Here is an 11,962-nt window from a genome sequence, read left to right on the forward strand (position 1 = left end):
TCGTGGTGATGGTTCCTCTACGATGCGGCGTCATGTCCATACCCAATACCTGGGGCACACCGTACGGCGGCTACGGCGGCCCGCCCCCCGTACCGCCCGTCGTCCGGGCGAAGGACCTGCGGCCCCGGCGTATCTGGTACGTCGTGGCGGCCCTGCTCGGCCTCGTCCTGATCGGCGCCGGTATCGCGTTCGGCGTGCTGGCGGTCAAGGACACGGTGCACATGGTCGACACGGCCCACACGTTCACCGGCGGGGAGCAGCGCACGTTCAGCTTCACCCAGGGCAGGGCCCGGTCGATCTACGTCTCCCAGTCCGCGCCGGGCCACGTCGACTGCCGCGTGCCGCGGGCCCTCGCCGACTCCGTGACCCAGCCGTCCGGCACCTTCCGTGTCACCCTCGGCGCCCGCTCCTGGGAACGTGTCTTCGAGTTCACCCCGAGGACCACCGGCGACTACCCCGTCATCTGCACCTCGGACAGCCCGGCGGCCGCCTTCGCCCTCGGCGACAAGCCCCGGGTGCGGGGCGTGGCCGTCGGCATGCTCGCGGCCGTCGGCTGCTTCCTCACGGCGGCCCTCGCGGTCCCGGCGATCTGCATCGTGACCGCGATCCGCCGCGGTCGTCATCGCCGTCGGCTCATGGGCTCCGCCGATGCCGCCTGGACATGACCGGACCCTGAGCATGCCGCGCGCCTGTTGGTACTCGCGCCGGTGGGGGCGGTGCTCCACGGCAGCGGTGCCTTCGGTTCCGGGGTCGGCGAGGAGTCGCGGGACCGGGCGTGCGGCGGCTCGCCGGCACGGGGCGGGCTGAGCGAGGCGCTGCCTGCGTCGGACTTCAGAGCCGAGGAGGCAGGCGGCGCCCCTCGGCCACGGCCGGGAAGCACGGCTGCCAGGTGAAGCCCGGCTACGGCCTGTACGCCCATCACGGCGCCGCCGCCAAGGACTTCCTGGCCGGCGAGGGCGAGCAGCTGGAGAAGGGCTACGGTCCCGCGCTACTCCGCCTGGTTCGCCCGCGACGCATCAAAGATCCGGGACGGTGATCTCGGCCCACACGGTCTTGCGCGGTACGGCGTCCGACGACACGCCCCAGCGGTCGGCCAGCGCCTCCACGATGATCAGCCCGCGCCCCGACTCCGCCTCCGCGCCGGGGTGTTGGGCCTCGGGCAGGCGTTCACGGCGGGTGTCGCTCACCTCGATACGGAGCGTGTCGCCGACGACGTTCAGCGTGAGCTGGAAGCTCCTGCCCGGCACCCGGCCATGGGTCGCGGCGTTCGCCGCCAGCTCGGCGATCACGTGCGTGGCCGCGTCCGAGAGGATCCCCCAGCTGCGCAGCTGCTCCGTGGAGAGCAGCCGGGCGAGCCGGGCGCCGCGTGGGGTGGGGGAGAGCAGAAGCCTGAAGTTGCGGGTGGGGCGGGGGAGTTCGGCCGGAGCCGCGACGGTTTTCTGATTCACGTCACTCAGCGTGGCCGAGGGTGGTTCGCTACGTAAGCGATAGCGCCTGTACGTACGGTGACTGTCCCGGTTTTGTCCCGGCTGTCCCGGCTGTCACGGCGTTATACGAGTCGAGTGCACGGCGAAGGAGGAGACATGACCGAGAACGTGGACGAGGCAGGCTGGGACGTCGAGCCGGGCGATGAGATGGAGCCGATGGTGCAGGCGGTGGGACGGCTGCTCCAAGTCTGCCGGGAGGCGGCCAAGGTGAGCGTCCCCGACTTGGCCGCGGCCCTCGGCTACAGCGAAGCACTGATCCGCAAGATCGAGCGCGGCTCGCGGATTCCCCGGCCGGAGTTCCTGGACAAGGTGGACACCCTCCTGAAGGCGCAGGGCCACCTGAGGGCCTTCATGGAGGACATGAGGAGGGCGCGCTATCCCAAGAAGGTACGCGATCTGGCGGACCTGGAGGGGCGGGCCGTGGAGATGCTGCTGTACGGCAGCCACAACCTGCACGGGCTGTTGCAGACACCGGAGTACGCGCGAGCGCTGTTGGAGATGAGGCAACCCGCCTACTCCACAGACGTAATCGAGCGGGGTGTCGCGGCGCGAATCGGTCGTAAGACAGTCTTTGAACGAGAACCTGCCCCGACGCTCAGCTTCGTCCAGGAGCAGGTGACGCTCGAACGCCCCTACGGCGGCAAGATGGTGCTGCGCCGACAACTCGAACACCTCCTGGAGGTATCGCAGTTGAGGAATGTCACGTTTCAGGTCATGCCGACCGACCGGGAGGAGCACGCCGGAGCGGCGGGCGTGATCCAGGTATTGAAGTTCGCCGACGGCACGGCGATCGGACGTTCCAGTGGCGCGTTCAACGGCCGCCCGGTCTCAGGCCCCAAGGAGCTCCGCATCCTTGAGCTGCGCTATGGCATGATCCGGGCGCAGGCCCTCCCGCCGAGGGAGTCGCGGTCCTTCATCGAGCAAGCGCTGGGGAGACTATGAGCACCGCCCACCTCCACTGGTTCAAGAGCAGCTACAGCGACAGCAGCGAGGCTGACGACTGCGTCGAGCTGGCCCTCACGTGGCGCAAGAGCAGCTACAGCGACAGCAGTGAACCCGGCGACTGCGTCGAGTTCGCCCCCACCCCCACCACCATCCACGTCCGCGACTCCAAGAACACCGAGGGCCCCTGCCTCACCGTCGCCCCGGAAACCTGGACCGGCTTCCTCGCCTACGCCGCCCGGTAGGTGCTCGGCGTGGCGTCGTCCGGGCTGCCGTCGATGAACGAGTACACCGTCGCGCAGAGCACATAGAGGAACCAGACGGGCGCGGTCGCGACGTAGAGCAGCCATGAGTACCAGGTGCCCACATGGCCCGTGACCGGCCGGGCCCGGGCGCCGGAAGACACGGCCCACCGGACGCGGCGCGGCCAGGGCAGAAGCCGTCCGGCCCGGCGGGTGACGCGGGCCAGCGGGGCACCGTCGGCCGCGTGGACGTCGTACACGTCCCGTGCCGCGGGGTGGACGGAGCACAGCAGCCTGTCGTCCCGCCCGTCGTGGATCCAGAAGGGCACCGGCTTCTCGCGGCTCCAACGCCGGGTGGAGGGCGCGGTGAGAATCCGGGCGAGGGGAACGTCTTCGGAGCCCCCTGCGGTCGGCAGCCGGATGGTCGAGGCCATCTCCGCGCCGGGCGGCAGATGCGCCGGCACGGGGGAGGGCACCGGCACCGGGTTGTTCACGGAGATCCGGAACGCATACGGGTCGGGGTTCACGGGTTCGCCGCGGAGGTGGCCGGTGCTCATGGGCAGCGCAGTTCCAGCCGCTCGGGCAGATCGCGCTCGGCGTTCTCGCCCAGCACCCACCCGAACTCGTCGTGGGCGATGGCGAAAGCGCGGCGCGCGCCCAGGAGCCGGTAGTAGCTGTCCTCGACGGCCAGCCGATGGAACCCGCCGGAGCAGGCCAGGGGCGGGGCCCCGCCGGGCCGGACGGGCACGCAGTCCAGGCGGTGGTCGGCCAGCAGTTCCCGGAGCTCGCGCTCCTGTTCGTGGGGATCCGTCATGCGATCCAGCCGTAGCCGCTCGCGGTCGACCCACATCCGCCTTCGCCGGCGCGGTTTTCCCATGGAGCCCCTGCCCGACCGCGTGACCTCCACCTCCAGCAGGGCGAGGAGGATCAGGGGGAGACGGGCGAGCAGCCAGAGGGGCGGTCCCCAGAGCCACTGCAGGCAGTAGCGCGCCCAGATACGCGGCGGCGACTTCGGCGCCCGCGCATCCCAGGCGCGGTTCGTGCTCGTCGACGCCGAGGTCATCAACGTGCTCCCAGCACGCCGCCGACAACGACGGTCCCGCCCGCGATCGACTGCCCGCCGTTCGCGGCGTGCATGGCCTCGGTCATCAGCGCTTCGATCTTGTCCTCCGGCTCTGCCGGACCCCGAAAGTTCATTCGGGGCGCAATCTTGGCACACGCACGGTGACGACAGCGGGTCGTTCGGCCACCGGTTCGCGAGACGTTCGCGGAAGGGACTCGACACCTCCACAGCGCGGCCGGACCTGCTTCCGGTTTGACCTACGTCACTCCAGGGGTAATCTCTTCGGCTCGATTGGCGGAGCCCCCCGCACGTATGGCAGACTGTCCGAGTTGCTCGGTCGAGTGTTGATGCTGCGCGCCTCCCGCCGGGAGGACCGGAAGCGAGTCCCACAGTACTCGTCGCCCTAACTGCCCTCGGGCAGCGCTGGGGCGGACGTACGGGAATCTTCCGGGAAGTGTGGGCGCGACACCGATCAGGCGCCCGGTGGGCCCGAGGTCCCCGGTCCGCGGATTCCGGAAGGGCCGTGTGCATTCCCCGCAGGGATGTTCGAACAAGGGACATTCATGTCAGCGGGAGCGCGACACGCCCGACCGCGTGGGTCGGAGAAAGCGGGTACCGGAAACCACCGGGTCCCAGAGCGTTAGAAGAGACAGGACTACTGAGTAGCCATGGCGGGACAGAAGATCCGCATCCGGCTCAAGGCCTACGACCACGAGGTCATCGACTCCTCGGCGAAGAAGATCGTCGAGACGGTGACCCGCACTGGTGCGTCGGTCGCGGGCCCGGTGCCGCTGCCCACTGAGAAGAACGTGTACTGCGTCATCAAGTCGCCGCACAAGTACAAGGACTCGCGCGAGCACTTCGAGATGCGCACGCACAAGCGCCTGATCGACATTCTCGACCCGACCCCCAAGACCGTTGACTCTTTGATGCGACTCGACCTCCCGGCCGGTGTCGACATCGAGATCAAGCTCTGAGGGCTGGTGATCTGAGAATGGCTAAGCAGATCAAGGGCATCCTGGGCGAGAAGCTCGGCATGACGCAGGTGTGGGACGAGAACAACCGCGTTGTTCCGGTCACCGTCGTCAAGGCCGGCCCCAATGTCGTCACCCAGGTCCGCACGAACGACGTCGACGGCTACGAGTCCGTCCAGATCGCGTTCGGCGAGATCGACCCGCGCAAGGTGAACAAGCCCCTCAAGGGCCACTTCGCCAAGGCCGACGTCACCCCCCGCCGCCACCTCGTCGAGATCCGCACCGCGGACGCCTCCGAGTACACGCTGGGCCAGGAGATCTCCGCTGAGGTCTTCGAGGCCGGCGTCAAGGTGGACGTGACCGGCAAGAGCAAGGGCAAGGGCTTCGCCGGTGTCATGAAGCGTCACAACTTCAAGGGCCTCGGCGCCGGACACGGCACCCAGCGCAAGCACCGCTCGCCCGGTTCCATCGGTGGCTGCGCCACCCCGGGCCGCGTGTTCAAGGGCCTCCGCATGGCGGGTCGTATGGGCAACGAGCGGGTCACCACCCAGAACCTGACCGTCCACGCCGTTGACGCGGAGAAGGGTCTGCTGCTCATCAAGGGCGCGGTTCCCGGTCCGAACGGCGGCCTCGTCCTGGTCCGCACCGCGGCCAAGGGGGCCTGAGGTAACCGATGAGCACTGTTGACATCCTTTCGCCGGCGGGCGAGAAGGCCGGTTCCGTCGAGCTCCCCGCGGAGATCTTCGACGCCAAGGTCAGCGTCCCGCTGATCCACCAGGTCGTCGTCGCGCAGCTGGCCGCGGCCCGTCAGGGCACGCACAAGACCAAGACGCGTGGCGAGGTCCGCGGTGGCGGCAAGAAGCCGTACCGCCAGAAGGGCACCGGTCGCGCCCGTCAGGGTTCGACCCGCGCTCCGCAGTTCGCCGGTGGTGGCGTCGTGCACGGTCCCGTGCCGCGTGACTACTCGCAGCGCACCCCGAAGAAGATGAAGGCCGCCGCCCTGCGCGGTGCCCTCACCGACCGGGCGCGTCACAACCGCATCCACGTCGTCGCCGGCGTGGTCGAGGGCCAGGCGTCCACGAAGGCCGCGAAGAGCCTGTTCGGCAAGATCTCGGAGCGCAAGAACCTGCTCCTGGTCGTCGACCGCTCCGACGAGGCCGCGTGGCTGTCCGCCCGCAACCTGCCCCAGGTCCACATCCTGGAGCCGGGCCAGCTGAACACGTACGACGTTCTCGTCTCGGACGACGTGGTCTTCACCCAGGCCGCTTTCGAGTCCTTCGTGTCTGGCCCCAAGGCCGCTGACACCGAAGGGAGCGAGGCCTGATGGCTATCCGTCACCCCGCTATTGCCTCGAAGGCCGCCAAGGCCGCCAAGGCCGCGCGCGTCGCCAAGGCGCGTCGCCACGCCACCGAGGGCAAGAACACCGTCGAGACGCCGCTGAGCAAGTCGTACACGGACCCCCGTGACGTCCTGCTGAAGCCGGTCGTCTCGGAGAAGAGCTACGCGCTCCTCGACGACAACAAGTACACGTTCATCGTCGACCCGAACGCCAACAAGACCCAGATCAAGCAGGCCGTCCAGGCGGTCTTCGACGTCAAGGTCACCGGGGTCAACACGATCAACCGCCAGGGCAAGCGCAAGCGCACGAAGACCGGCTTCGGTCAGCGTGCCGCCACCAAGCGCGCGATCGTGACCCTCGCCGAGGGCGACCGTATCGACATCTTCGGCGGTCCGACCGCCTAAGGGCGGTCCGGATCGTCCGATATCGGACGAGGACTGAGAAATGGGAATCCGCAAGTACAAGCCGACTACGCCGGGCCGTCGTGGCGCCAGCGTCGCCGACTTCGTCGAGGTCACGCGGTCCACGCCGGAGAAGTCGCTGGTCCGTCCCCTGCACAGCAAGGGCGGCCGTAACAACGCCGGTCGTGTGACCGTTCGCCACCAGGGTGGCGGACACAAGCGCGCCTACCGTGTGATCGACTTCCGTCGTCACGACAAGGACGGCGTGCCGGCGAAGGTCGCGCACATCGAGTACGACCCCAACCGCACCGCGCGCATCGCGCTGCTGCACTACGCCGACGGCGAGAAGCGCTACATCCTCGCCCCGCGCAACCTGCAGCAGGGTGACCGCGTCGAGAACGGTCCCGGGGCTGACATCAAGCCGGGCAACAACCTGGCGCTCCGCAACATCCCGGTCGGTACCACGATCCACGCGATCGAGCTCCGTCCCGGTGGCGGTGCCAAGTTCGCCCGTTCCGCCGGTGCCTCCGTGCAGCTGCTCGCGAAGGAGGGCTCCATGGCCCACCTGCGCATGCCGTCCGGCGAGATCCGCCTGGTCGACGTCCGCTGCCGCGCCACCGTCGGTGAGGTCGGCAACGCCGAGCAGAGCAACATCAACTGGGGTAAGGCCGGCCGTAAGCGGTGGCTGGGCGTTCGCCCGACCGTCCGTGGTGTCGTCATGAACCCGGTCGACCACCCGCACGGTGGTGGCGAGGGCCGGACCTCCGGTGGCCGTCACCCCGTGTCCCCGTGGGGCAAGAAGGAAGGCCGTACTCGTTCGCCCAAGAAGGCGTCGAACAAGTACATCGTCCGCCGCCGCAAGACGAACAAGAAGCGCTAAGGACGGGTTGAGATGCCTCGTAGCTTGAAGAAGGGGCCCTTCGTCGACGACCACCTGATCAAGAAGGTGGACACGCAGAACGAAGCCGGCACCAAGAACGTCATCAAGACCTGGTCCCGTCGCTCGATGATCGTCCCGGCCATGCTCGGCCACACGATCGCGGTGCACAACGGCAAGACCCACATCCCGGTGTTCGTCACCGAGTCGATGGTCGGCCACAAGCTCGGCGAGTTCTCGCCGACGCGCACCTTCCGCGGCCACGTCAAGGACGACCGGAAGTCGAAGCGCCGCTAATCGCGGATCGCATTCAGACAAGTAAGTAACTCTGAAGGGACAACCATGGAAGCCAGGGCCCAGGCGCGGTACATCCGCGTCACGCCCATGAAGGCCCGCCGTGTGGTGGACCTCATCCGTGGCATGGACGCCACGGAGGCCCAGGCTGTTCTGCGATTCGCCCCGCAGGCAGCCTCGGTTCCGGTCGGCAAGGTGCTGGACAGCGCCATTGCCAATGCCGCGCACAACTACGACCACACCGATGTCGACAGCCTGGTCATCTCTGAGGCCTACGTCGACGAGGGCCCGACCCTGAAGCGGTTCCGTCCGCGCGCCCAGGGCCGTGCCTACCGGATCCGCAAGCGGACCAGCCACATCACCGTGGTCGTCAGCAGCAAGGAAGGAACCCGGTAATGGGCCAGAAGGTTAACCCGCATGGGTTCCGGCTCGGTGTCACGACCGACTTCAAGTCGCGTTGGTACGCCGACAAGCTGTACAAGGACTACGTCAAGGAAGACGTCGCCATCCGTCGGATGATGACGTCCGGCATGGAGCGCGCCGGCATCTCGAAGGTTGAGATCGAGCGCACCCGTGACCGTGTCCGTGTGGACATCCACACCGCTCGTCCGGGCATCGTCATCGGCCGCCGCGGCGCCGAGGCCGACCGCATCCGCGGTGACCTGGAGAAGCTGACCGGCAAGCAGGTTCAGCTCAACATCCTCGAGGTCAAGAACCCGGAGACGGACGCTCAGCTGGTGGCCCAGGCCGTCGCCGAGCAGCTCTCCTCCCGTGTCTCCTTCCGCCGTGCCATGCGTAAGAGCATGCAGTCGGCGATGAAGGCGGGCGCCAAGGGCATCAAGATCCAGTGCGGTGGCCGCCTCGGTGGCGCCGAGATGTCCCGCTCGGAGTTCTACCGCGAGGGCCGTGTGCCCCTGCACACGCTCCGCGCGAACGTGGACTACGGCTTCTTCGAGGCCAAGACGACCTTCGGCCGCATCGGTGTGAAGGTCTGGATCTACAAGGGCGACGTCAAGAACATCGCCGAGGTCCGCGCCGAGAACGCTGCGGCCCGTGCGGGTAACCGCCCGGCCCGTGGCGGTGCCGACCGCCCGGCCCGTGGTGGCCGTGGTGGCGAGCGGCGCGGTCGCAAGCCGCAGCAGGCTGCCGGTGCCGAGGCCCCCAAGGCCGAGGCTCCCGCCGCCGCTCCGGCTGAGAGCACCGGAACGGAGGCCTGACCGAAATGCTGATCCCCCGTAGGGTCAAGCACCGCAAGCAGCACCACCCGAAGCGCGACGGTATGGCCAAGGGTGGCACGCAGGTTGCGTTCGGCGAGTACGGCATCCAGGCGCTGACCCCGGCCTACGTCACGAACCGCCAGATCGAGGCGGCTCGTATCGCGATGACCCGCCACATCAAGCGTGGCGGCAAGGTCTGGATCAACATCTACCCGGACCGTCCCCTCACCAAGAAGCCCGCCGAGACCCGCATGGGTTCCGGTAAGGGTTCTCCGGAGTGGTGGATCGCCAACGTCAAGCCCGGACGCGTCATGTTCGAGCTGTCGTACCCCAACGAGAAGATCGCCCGTGAGGCGCTGACTCGTGCGGCCCACAAGCTGCCGATGAAGTGCCGGATCGTCAAGCGCGAGGCAGGTGAAGCGTGATGTCGGCCGGTACCAAGGCGTCCGAGCTGCGCGAGCTGGGCAACGAGGAGCTTCTCGCGAAGCTCCGCGAGGCCAAGGAAGAGCTGTTCAACCTCCGCTTCCAGGCGGCGACTGGTCAGCTCGAGAACCATGGCCGTCTGAAGGCGGTCCGCAAGGACATCGCGCGGATCTACACCCTGATGCGCGAGCGTGAGCTGGGCATCGAAACGGTGGAGAACGCCTGATGAGCGAGAAGAACGTGACTGAGAACGCAGAGGCCCGCGGCTTCCGCAAGACCCGTGAGGGTCTCGTCGTCAGCGACAAGATGGACAAGACCGTCGTCGTCGCCGTCGAGGACCGCGTGAAGCACGCGCTGTACGGCAAGGTCATCCGCCGTACGAACAAGCTCAAGGCGCACGACGAGCAGAACGCCGCCGGTGTCGGCGACCGTGTCCTCCTCATGGAGACCCGGCCGCTGTCCGCCACGAAGCGCTGGCGTGTCGTCGAGATCCTCGAGAAGGCCAAGTAGGTAGTTCCCGCAAGGGAATTCCAAAAGTAGGTTCCTGCGGGGCGCCCCTCGCAGGACAGTTCCGCCAGGCTCCGGGGGCCGCTCGCTCGAGCAGCCCCCGGGGAACCGGCAGACATTCAGGAGATAGACGTGATCCAGCAGGAGTCGCGACTGCGTGTCGCCGACAACACTGGTGCGAAGGAGATCCTTTGCATCCGTGTGCTCGGTGGCTCCGGTCGCCGCTACGCGGGCATCGGTGACGTCATCGTCGCCACCGTCAAGGACGCGATCCCCGGTGGCAACGTGAAGAAGGGTGACGTCGTCAAGGCGGTCATCGTTCGCACCGTCAAGGAGCGCCGCCGTCCGGACGGCTCGTACATCCGCTTCGACGAGAACGCCGCCGTCATTCTGAAGAACGACGGCGACCCTCGCGGCACCCGTATCTTCGGCCCGGTCGGCCGTGAGCTGCGCGAGAAGAAGTTCATGAAGATCATCTCGCTCGCGCCGGAGGTGCTGTAAGCATGAAGATCAAGAAGGGCGACCTGGTCCAGGTCATCACCGGCAAGGACAAGGGCAAGCAGGGCAAGGTCATTGCCGCTTACCCGCGCGACGAGCGTGTCCTGGTCGAGGGTGTCAACCGGGTCAAGAAGCACACCAAGGCCGGCCCGACCGCCAGTGGCTCGCAGGCCGGCGGCATCGTGACCACCGAGGCGCCGATCCACGTCTCCAACGTCCAGCTGGTCGTGGAGAAGGACGGCGAGAAGGTCGTCACGCGTGTCGGCTACCGCTTCGACGAAGAGGGCAACAAGATCCGCGTTGCCAAGCGGACGGGTGAGGACATCTGATGGCTACCACCACCACTCCGCGTCTGAAGCAGAAGTACCGTGACGAGATCGCGGGCAAGCTGCGTGACGAGTTCAAGTACGAGAACGTCATGCAGATCCCCGGCCTCGTCAAGATCGTGGTCAACATGGGTGTGGGCGACGCCGCCCGCGACTCCAAGCTGATCGAGGGCGCCATTCGCGACCTCACCACGATCACCGGTCAGAAGCCGGCCGTCACCAAGGCCCGGAAGTCCATCGCGCAGTTCAAGCTGCGTGAGGGTCAGCCGATCGGTGCCCACGTCACGCTCCGTGGCGACCGCATGTGGGAGTTCCTGGACCGCACCCTGTCGCTCGCGCTCCCGCGCATCCGCGACTTCCGCGGCCTGTCCCCCAAGCAGTTCGACGGCCGTGGCAACTACACCTTCGGTCTCACGGAGCAGGTCATGTTCCACGAGATCGACCAGGACAAGATCGACCGCGTCCGGGGTATGGACATCACCGTGGTCACCACGGCGACCAACGACGCTGAGGGCCGCGCGCTCCTTCGTCACCTCGGCTTCCCGTTCAAGGAGGCGTGAGCGAGATGGCGAAGAAGGCTCTGATCGCTAAGGCTGCTCGCAAGCCCAAGTTCGGTGTGCGTGGCTACACCCGCTGCCAGCGCTGCGGCCGCCCGCACTCCGTGTACCGCAAGTTCGGCCTGTGCCGCGTGTGCCTTCGTGAGATGGCTCACCGTGGCGAGCTGCCGGGCGTGACCAAGAGCTCCTGGTAGTCCCTGCTTTTAGGGACACCTGGACCTCTCGGTAAGCAACCGGGACGGCAGGGGCGCCCACTCTCATGGCTTAGGCTAGGAGGGTTGGGCCTCTGCCGCCCTGAACGACTTACTACGCCGTAGGTCCCCGCGCCGCACCCGTCCCGTCCCAGTACGGGGAGAGGGATGGCGCATATAGGAAACCCCGGCGAGAAAGGCCACAGGCCAATTCATGACCATGACTGATCCGATCGCAGACATGCTTACGCGTCTGCGGAACGCGAACTCGGCTTACCACGACTCGGTGTCGATGCCGCACTCCAAGATCAAGTCGCACATCGCGGAGATCCTCCAGCAGGAGGGCTTCATCACGGGCTGGAAGACCGAGGACGCCGAGGTGGGCAAGAACCTCGTCCTCGAGCTGAAGTTCGGCCCGAACCGTGAGCGCTCCATCGCGGGCATCAAGCGGATCTCCAAGCCCGGTCTCCGGGTGTACGCGAAGTCCACCAACCTGCCCAAGGTGCTGGGTGGCCTCGGCGTGGCGATCATCTCCACGTCGCACGGGCTCCTCACCGACAAGCAGGCCGGCAAGAAGGGCGTGGGTGGGGAAGTCCTCGCCTACGTCTGGTAGCAGAAGGGAAC

At 67.4% G+C, this 11,962-nt stretch carries 22 protein-coding genes; 19 read left to right on the forward strand and 3 right to left on the reverse strand.

The window, feature by feature from the left end:
• The first annotated feature begins 32 nt into the window (after positions 1-32).
• Positions 33-665, forward strand: coding sequence for a serine/arginine repetitive matrix protein 2 (locus ACLF5H_RS17020; RefSeq protein WP_421676905.1), 633 nt, complete (start codon positions 33-35; stop codon positions 663-665).
• Between the two features lie 351 nt (positions 666-1,016).
• Here ACLF5H_RS17020 and ACLF5H_RS17025 read toward each other — a convergent pair whose 3' ends face one another.
• Positions 1,017-1,448 carry an ATP-binding protein gene (locus ACLF5H_RS17025; protein ID WP_421676906.1) on the reverse strand — a complete coding sequence of 144 codons (432 nt, stop codon included), beginning with the start codon at positions 1,446-1,448 and terminating at the stop codon, positions 1,017-1,019.
• 135 nt (positions 1,449-1,583) lie between these two features.
• Between ACLF5H_RS17025 and ACLF5H_RS17030 the strand changes: the two genes are divergently transcribed.
• Positions 1,584-2,429, forward strand: a complete 846-nt coding sequence (locus tag ACLF5H_RS17030; RefSeq protein WP_421676907.1) for a helix-turn-helix domain-containing protein — start codon at positions 1,584-1,586, stop codon at positions 2,427-2,429.
• A complete protein-coding gene (locus ACLF5H_RS17035; protein WP_421676908.1) occupies positions 2,426-2,674 on the forward strand; it encodes a DUF397 domain-containing protein in 249 nt (82 codons plus the stop codon). Before ACLF5H_RS17030 ends, ACLF5H_RS17035 begins: the two co-directional genes overlap by 4 nt.
• Here ACLF5H_RS17035 and ACLF5H_RS17040 read toward each other — a convergent pair.
• Complete coding sequence (locus ACLF5H_RS17040) at positions 2,659-3,228, reverse strand: hypothetical protein (protein WP_421676909.1); 570 nt, start codon at positions 3,226-3,228, stop codon at positions 2,659-2,661. The two genes, ACLF5H_RS17035 and ACLF5H_RS17040, sit on opposite strands and share 16 nt — an antisense overlap.
• Positions 3,225-3,734 carry a hypothetical protein gene (locus ACLF5H_RS17045; RefSeq protein ID WP_421676910.1) on the reverse strand — a complete coding sequence of 170 codons (510 nt, stop codon included), beginning with the start codon at positions 3,732-3,734 and terminating at the stop codon, positions 3,225-3,227. The genes ACLF5H_RS17040 and ACLF5H_RS17045 overlap by 4 nt, the downstream gene beginning before the upstream one ends.
• 668 nt (positions 3,735-4,402) lie before the next feature.
• Here ACLF5H_RS17045 and rpsJ point away from each other — a divergent pair.
• From rpsJ to rpsH, 16 genes are all read left to right on the forward strand, one after another.
• Complete coding sequence (rpsJ, locus tag ACLF5H_RS17050; protein ID WP_003948644.1) at positions 4,403-4,711, forward strand: 30S ribosomal protein S10; 309 nt, start codon at positions 4,403-4,405, stop codon at positions 4,709-4,711.
• 17 nt (positions 4,712-4,728) lie between these two features.
• A complete protein-coding gene (gene rplC, locus ACLF5H_RS17055; protein ID WP_005481233.1) occupies positions 4,729-5,373 on the forward strand; it encodes a 50S ribosomal protein L3 in 645 nt (214 codons plus the stop codon).
• An 8-nt stretch (positions 5,374-5,381) separates the two neighbouring features.
• Positions 5,382-6,032 (forward strand): 50S ribosomal protein L4, encoded by a 651-nt coding sequence (rplD, locus tag ACLF5H_RS17060; RefSeq protein WP_037657555.1) that lies wholly within the window; start codon positions 5,382-5,384, stop codon positions 6,030-6,032.
• Complete coding sequence (rplW, locus tag ACLF5H_RS17065) at positions 6,032-6,451, forward strand: 50S ribosomal protein L23 (RefSeq protein WP_037657557.1); 420 nt, start codon at positions 6,032-6,034, stop codon at positions 6,449-6,451. The genes rplD and rplW overlap by 1 nt, the downstream gene beginning before the upstream one ends.
• A 40-nt stretch (positions 6,452-6,491) precedes the next feature.
• Positions 6,492-7,328: a 50S ribosomal protein L2 gene (rplB, locus tag ACLF5H_RS17070; protein WP_030811669.1), complete on the forward strand. Its 837-nt coding sequence runs from the start codon at positions 6,492-6,494 to the stop codon at positions 7,326-7,328.
• Between the two features lie 12 nt (positions 7,329-7,340).
• Positions 7,341-7,622: a 30S ribosomal protein S19 gene (rpsS, locus tag ACLF5H_RS17075; protein WP_003974263.1), complete on the forward strand. Its 282-nt coding sequence runs from the start codon at positions 7,341-7,343 to the stop codon at positions 7,620-7,622.
• 45 nt (positions 7,623-7,667) lie between these two features.
• Entirely contained in the window at positions 7,668-8,015 is a 348-nt protein-coding gene (rplV, locus tag ACLF5H_RS17080; RefSeq protein ID WP_026252021.1) for a 50S ribosomal protein L22, read from the forward strand.
• Entirely contained in the window at positions 8,015-8,836 is an 822-nt protein-coding gene (rpsC, locus tag ACLF5H_RS17085) for a 30S ribosomal protein S3 (RefSeq protein WP_014674374.1), read from the forward strand. Before rplV ends, rpsC begins: the two co-directional genes overlap by 1 nt.
• A gap of 5 nt (positions 8,837-8,841) precedes the next feature.
• Positions 8,842-9,261, forward strand: a complete 420-nt coding sequence (rplP, locus tag ACLF5H_RS17090; RefSeq protein WP_018564810.1) for a 50S ribosomal protein L16 — start codon at positions 8,842-8,844, stop codon at positions 9,259-9,261.
• Positions 9,261-9,485: a 50S ribosomal protein L29 gene (gene rpmC, locus ACLF5H_RS17095; RefSeq protein WP_007494763.1), complete on the forward strand. Its 225-nt coding sequence runs from the start codon at positions 9,261-9,263 to the stop codon at positions 9,483-9,485. The genes rplP and rpmC overlap by 1 nt, the downstream gene beginning before the upstream one ends.
• Positions 9,485-9,769 (forward strand): 30S ribosomal protein S17, encoded by a 285-nt coding sequence (gene rpsQ, locus ACLF5H_RS17100; protein ID WP_018543912.1) that lies wholly within the window; start codon positions 9,485-9,487, stop codon positions 9,767-9,769. The genes rpmC and rpsQ overlap by 1 nt, the downstream gene beginning before the upstream one ends.
• 129 nt (positions 9,770-9,898) lie before the next feature.
• Positions 9,899-10,267, forward strand: a complete 369-nt coding sequence (gene rplN, locus ACLF5H_RS17105) for a 50S ribosomal protein L14 (protein WP_003998823.1) — start codon at positions 9,899-9,901, stop codon at positions 10,265-10,267.
• 2 nt (positions 10,268-10,269) lie between these two features.
• The gene (gene rplX, locus ACLF5H_RS17110; RefSeq protein ID WP_037657560.1) at positions 10,270-10,593 is read left to right on the forward strand and encodes a 50S ribosomal protein L24; all 324 of its coding nucleotides are present in this window, start codon (positions 10,270-10,272) and stop codon (positions 10,591-10,593) included.
• Positions 10,593-11,150 carry a 50S ribosomal protein L5 gene (gene rplE, locus ACLF5H_RS17115; protein ID WP_037657562.1) on the forward strand — a complete coding sequence of 186 codons (558 nt, stop codon included), beginning with the start codon at positions 10,593-10,595 and terminating at the stop codon, positions 11,148-11,150. Before rplX ends, rplE begins: the two co-directional genes overlap by 1 nt.
• A 5-nt stretch (positions 11,151-11,155) precedes the next feature.
• Entirely contained in the window at positions 11,156-11,341 is a 186-nt protein-coding gene (locus ACLF5H_RS17120) for a type Z 30S ribosomal protein S14 (protein WP_003948630.1), read from the forward strand.
• 211 nt (positions 11,342-11,552) lie between these two features.
• Positions 11,553-11,951, forward strand: coding sequence for a 30S ribosomal protein S8 (rpsH, locus tag ACLF5H_RS17125; RefSeq protein WP_037657563.1), 399 nt, complete (start codon positions 11,553-11,555; stop codon positions 11,949-11,951).
• The last annotated feature ends 11 nt before the right edge of the window (positions 11,952-11,962 follow it).

The sequence above is a fragment of the Streptomyces sp. LaBMicrA B280 genome, from assembly GCF_049222185.1.
Lineage (GTDB): Bacteria > Actinomycetota > Actinomycetes > Streptomycetales > Streptomycetaceae > Streptomyces > Streptomyces murinus.